This is a genomic window from Mycobacterium sp. (assembly GCF_032161845.1).
In the GTDB taxonomy this organism is placed as follows: Bacteria; Actinomycetota; Actinomycetes; order Mycobacteriales; family Mycobacteriaceae; genus Mycobacterium.
In genome coordinates, this window is the sequence record NZ_JAVRQA010000294.1 from 1 (window position 1) to 4,020 (window position 4,020).

A 4,020-nucleotide genomic window follows, 5' to 3' on the forward strand; every position below is an offset into this window, starting at 1 on the left:
CGCACCGCCTTCAGGACGTCGCGACCGAGTAGCAAGCGCAGTGGCGGCTCGTCGAGCGTGGTGACCATCAACACCGCCTCGGCTACCTTGCGTGGGTCGCCGGGCAGGTGATTGGCGAATTCCTTGATCATCGTCTTGCGGGCCCCCACGTTCTCGTCGTAATCACCTATCGGAGTTGATGACTCCCACATCGACCGCGCTGCCCAGTCGGTGCGGAATGCGCCGGGCTCGATCGCCGTCACCTTGATGCCGAGGTGCTTGACCTCCTGGGCGAGGGCTTCGGTGAGCGCCTCGAGCGCGAACTTCGTCGAGGAGTAGTACCCGTTGGGCGGGTTGGCGACCAGGCCGGTCATCGACGAGATGTTCACGATGTGCCCAGACTGCCGGGCTCGCATGGCGGGCAGCACGGCTTTGATGGTGTCCACCACACCGAAGTAGTTGGTGTCGAAGAGCTTCCGGACCTGCTCGTCCTCGCCCTCCTCGATCGCCGACAGGTAGCCGTTGCCCGCGTTGTTGACCAGAACGTCGATGCCGCCGAACGCGTCGTGGGCGACCTGAACCGCCGCGGCGATTTGGGCCTTGTCCGTCACGTCGAGGGCGACGATCGCGGCGCGGTCCCCGAACTCGTCGCCGAAGTCGGCGATCGTCTCGGTGCGTCGTGCGGTCACCACCACGGTGTGGCCGGCTTCCAATGCAGCGCGGGCGATCTCACGACCGATGCCGGTCGAGCACCCGGTGACCAACCAGCGGCCCATCAGATGGTCCCTTCGGGTAGGCGGCGTAAGTACGCCGCGCGGCGCTCGGCGAGCTCGATCGCCCGTTCTGCTTCCGACACCCGGCGCAGCGTGGGGACGTCGGCTTCGAGATCGTCGAGTTTCACCACGCGACCGCGGGCGCCCAAGTCCTGCTTCGGTCCACCGTCCCCGAATTCGGCCATCCGCAGCGTCAGGATCCCCTCGTTGAGGCCGTCGGAGTCGATCCAGTTGGCGACGCCGGGATCGGTGGGAGAGATGACGTAGGTGTAGGTGCCGTCATCGTTGGGCACGGACTGGGACTTGTTGAGGCTGCCGGTGCGATCGACGATGTCGAGGGTGGTGCCCCAAATGTTGCTCAGGGGCACGGTGAAGTACTCGGCACCGCCATCGCTGACGTCGACGACGAAGGCCTCACCATCGTTCAGGTCGAACCGGCCCATGACGTACACCTGATTGCGCATCGCGCCGACCTTGTCGGCCGACCACGCGAGGTTGAAGTCGTTGGGGGCCATCTTGTAGACGCCGTGGCTGAGCTTGCCCGTGAAGTTGGCGAAGTAGGCCATCATCGCCGCCGTCGCGTCCGCCTGCTCGTCGCGGGTCCTCGTGGGGTGCGACGGTGCGGCGCCCAACCGTTGCACCGTCAGGTGATTCGGGTCGTCGCGGTCCCAGTTCAGCAGCACGTCGCGGATGTAGAACTCGTGCGCCTCCGGCGTGGACTGGACGTGGTTGGGGCGATCGCCCGCCGGGTCGGCATCGACGGTGATCGTGAACGACCCGTCGGACTCCACCTCCATCGTGCGGCCGTTGAGTACGGCGACCGTTCCCATGTGGGCATCCCACAGCGTGAAGTAGTTCTCCGTCATGCGATTCGCGCCGACGCGGCCGTTGATTTCGTAGCGCTCGTCACCGGAGATCGGGATCACGCGGTACACGCTGTCGGGATTGTCGATGCCCCAACGGGATCCGGGGATCTGATGACCAGACACCGGGTGCCCGAGCCGGGTGATGCAGCTGACCTTGGGTCGAAGCTTGTCCTGGTTGGACGACCACACCGCGGCGGAGAACATCACCTCGGCGAACGCGTCGTCGAAGCACGCGCGCATGGCGTCGGAGGCCTTCGCCCGCCCCAGCCACGTTTCGGCGACGCTGCGATACGCCGCCTTGACGGTCGGGTGGTCGATCAGTTCGAGCGCCGCCAACTCCTGGTCGTGTTGCGACGCCGTCGCGACGGGATCACCCGGGTAATGGGTCAAAGTCTTCTCCTCGAAGAGGTGGCTCCGGAACGGAACCGCGCGTTGTAGGTGGCGAAACGTTCGTCGATCAGGGCATCGCTGAGCCCGAAATCGGTTGCGGCGTAGGGCGGGCGCGGTGCTTCCCGTGGCCGGTCGGCGAGCCGGCGCCGCATCGCCGACTCGGCGTCGCCGCTCAGCGGCATACCGATCGCGTCGTACACCCGGGCCACCTGACCGATCGGGTCGGCGACGGCGTCGGCGAACTCGATGTCCGTGCAGAGCGCAGAGTCGTCGGCCCAGCCGTCCCGAGTGGCCATCGCGCGGTCGTTCGTCCACCCCATCCGCTGTAGCCATTGCGCTCCGACGCGGTGGCGGTCCACGTGGTCGGCGTGCATCGCGTGGAGGGTGGCGTTGAGGCTGGCGCCGGAGGGGATCGTCGCGCGCGGATCGCGGTGCATGTGCACGACGTGCAGGTCGGGGAACTGGGCGCGCAGTGCGTCCAGATACCCGAGATGTGCCGGTGACTTGAGTACCCACCGGGTGGCCGCCCGACCGGCCTGCCGCTTCTGCCACTGCAGGAACTGCAGCATTCGGTGCAGATACGCATAAGCGGGGCCGAAGTCTTGGCCGTCGATCCACGCCCGATAGTTGGGCAGGTGAGCCCCCGACTCGGGTACGTGTGACAGGAACGCGTCGGAGAGAAAGACGATCTCCTCTTCGGGCTCGCGGGCGTACATCGGGTGGATGGCGAACAGTTCGGGTGCCAGCTCGCGCGAGGTCGCCTCGCGCTTCTCGCTGATGACGATGCGAGGGTCCTCCGTTGCCGGGGCGAGCCAAGCGACGGGAGAAGGATCCGACCACCGGTGGTCCAGTTTGGGTGCGACTTCGACGACCTCCCAGCCGTACGCGCAGTGAATGCGGTCATCGGCCGCCAACAGTCGTTGCAGAAGGGTGGTGCCGCTGCGCATCATGCCGACCACGACGATGGGCGCGACGACCTTCTCCTGCAGAACCTCGGGGTGCAGTCGGATCCACTCCTGGGAGCGCAAGCGCATCCGCAGGCTGTGGACGAGGCCCGACCGCAGGATGTGCGCGCCGATGTCGTTGAGGTCGGCGGCGGCGTAGTCGTCGGCCAGGACGGCGAGCGGCTCGAAGAACGGCAGTGGACCCCAATCGTCCAGACCCTCCTTCTGCTGCGCGGTGGCAGCGAGGTGAGCCGCGTCGAACGGGTGGGCCACGGCGGTCAGAACTTCAGGTGGTGGCTGGTGTCGCCGACCTGATCGACGTACATGGTCCTGCTGTCGAACCACCACCGGCCGTCGATGCGATGAAACGTATCGCGGTAGTGGCCCGTCACGATGATCTGCAGCGGCAGGTCGGGCGTGGCCTGCGTGACGCAGTAGTAGGCGGTGGCGCGCGCGGTGCCCGCATCGTCGTCGACGTAGACCTGCACGTTGCTGGTCAGATGCTTGGTCTTGGGGGTGCCGTCGTCGTAGAGGCGCGTCGCCATCTCATACATCTGGCGAACGCGCTCGACCCCGATGAAGACGGTCTCCGGTGGCCCGTTCTCGACGCCGCAGATCCGGCCGTGCTCGAACAGGTCGGCTACCCCATCCAAATCCCCCGCGTCGATGCGCTCGGCATAGGTGTAGAGCAGGTTCTCGATCTGGCGGGCGCTGTCCGTCATGTGGGAGCTGGCTCCTCATTGAGCAAGGTGGGTACCGACATCGAAATAAGTTGGTAGAGCTGACCGGCTTTACGGTCAATTTCAGTCAACTAACCAGCATGGGCGGGTGATGTCAACGCTAGTCTCGGGACGTGACTTCACAGTGGTCTCCGACCCGACTCGGCAATCTGACCGGCAAGCGCATCATCGTCACCGGGGCCACCAACGGCGTCGGCCTCGCGACGGCCGGCGCGCTGGCCCGCGCCGGCGCCCACGTGATCCTCGCGGTTCGCAACGTCGAGCTGGGCGCCCAGCGCGCCGCCGAGATCGGCGGCGACACGGCGGTGGTGAAGCTGGACCTCGCCGA

At 66.5% G+C, this 4,020-nt stretch carries 5 protein-coding genes; 1 reads left to right on the forward strand and 4 read right to left on the reverse strand.

Annotated features, from left to right (window positions below; translation table 11 throughout):
- From QOD90_RS16120 to QOD90_RS16135, 4 genes are all read right to left on the reverse strand, one after another.
- A partial coding sequence (locus tag QOD90_RS16120) for an SDR family oxidoreductase (RefSeq protein WP_526351423.1) occupies positions 1 to 755 on the reverse strand: 755 nt, incomplete at its 3' end.
- The gene (locus QOD90_RS16125; RefSeq protein WP_526351425.1) at positions 755 to 2,008 is read right to left on the reverse strand and encodes a hypothetical protein; all 1,254 of its coding nucleotides are present in this window, start codon (positions 2,006 to 2,008) and stop codon (positions 755 to 757) included. The genes QOD90_RS16120 and QOD90_RS16125, both read right to left, overlap by 1 nt.
- On the reverse strand, positions 2,005 to 3,225 hold the full coding sequence (locus QOD90_RS16130; protein WP_526351427.1) for a sulfotransferase: 1,221 nt from the start codon (positions 3,223 to 3,225) through the stop codon (positions 2,005 to 2,007). The genes QOD90_RS16125 and QOD90_RS16130 overlap by 4 nt, the downstream gene beginning before the upstream one ends.
- Positions 3,226 to 3,230: 5 nt before the next feature.
- Complete coding sequence (locus QOD90_RS16135) at positions 3,231 to 3,674, reverse strand: nuclear transport factor 2 family protein (protein WP_526351429.1); 444 nt, start codon at positions 3,672 to 3,674, stop codon at positions 3,231 to 3,233.
- A 131-nt stretch (positions 3,675 to 3,805) separates the two neighbouring features.
- Between QOD90_RS16135 and QOD90_RS16140 the strand changes: the two genes are divergently transcribed.
- Positions 3,806 to 4,020 (forward strand): SDR family NAD(P)-dependent oxidoreductase (locus tag QOD90_RS16140; protein ID WP_526351431.1); only part of this gene is annotated, 215 nt, incomplete at its 3' end.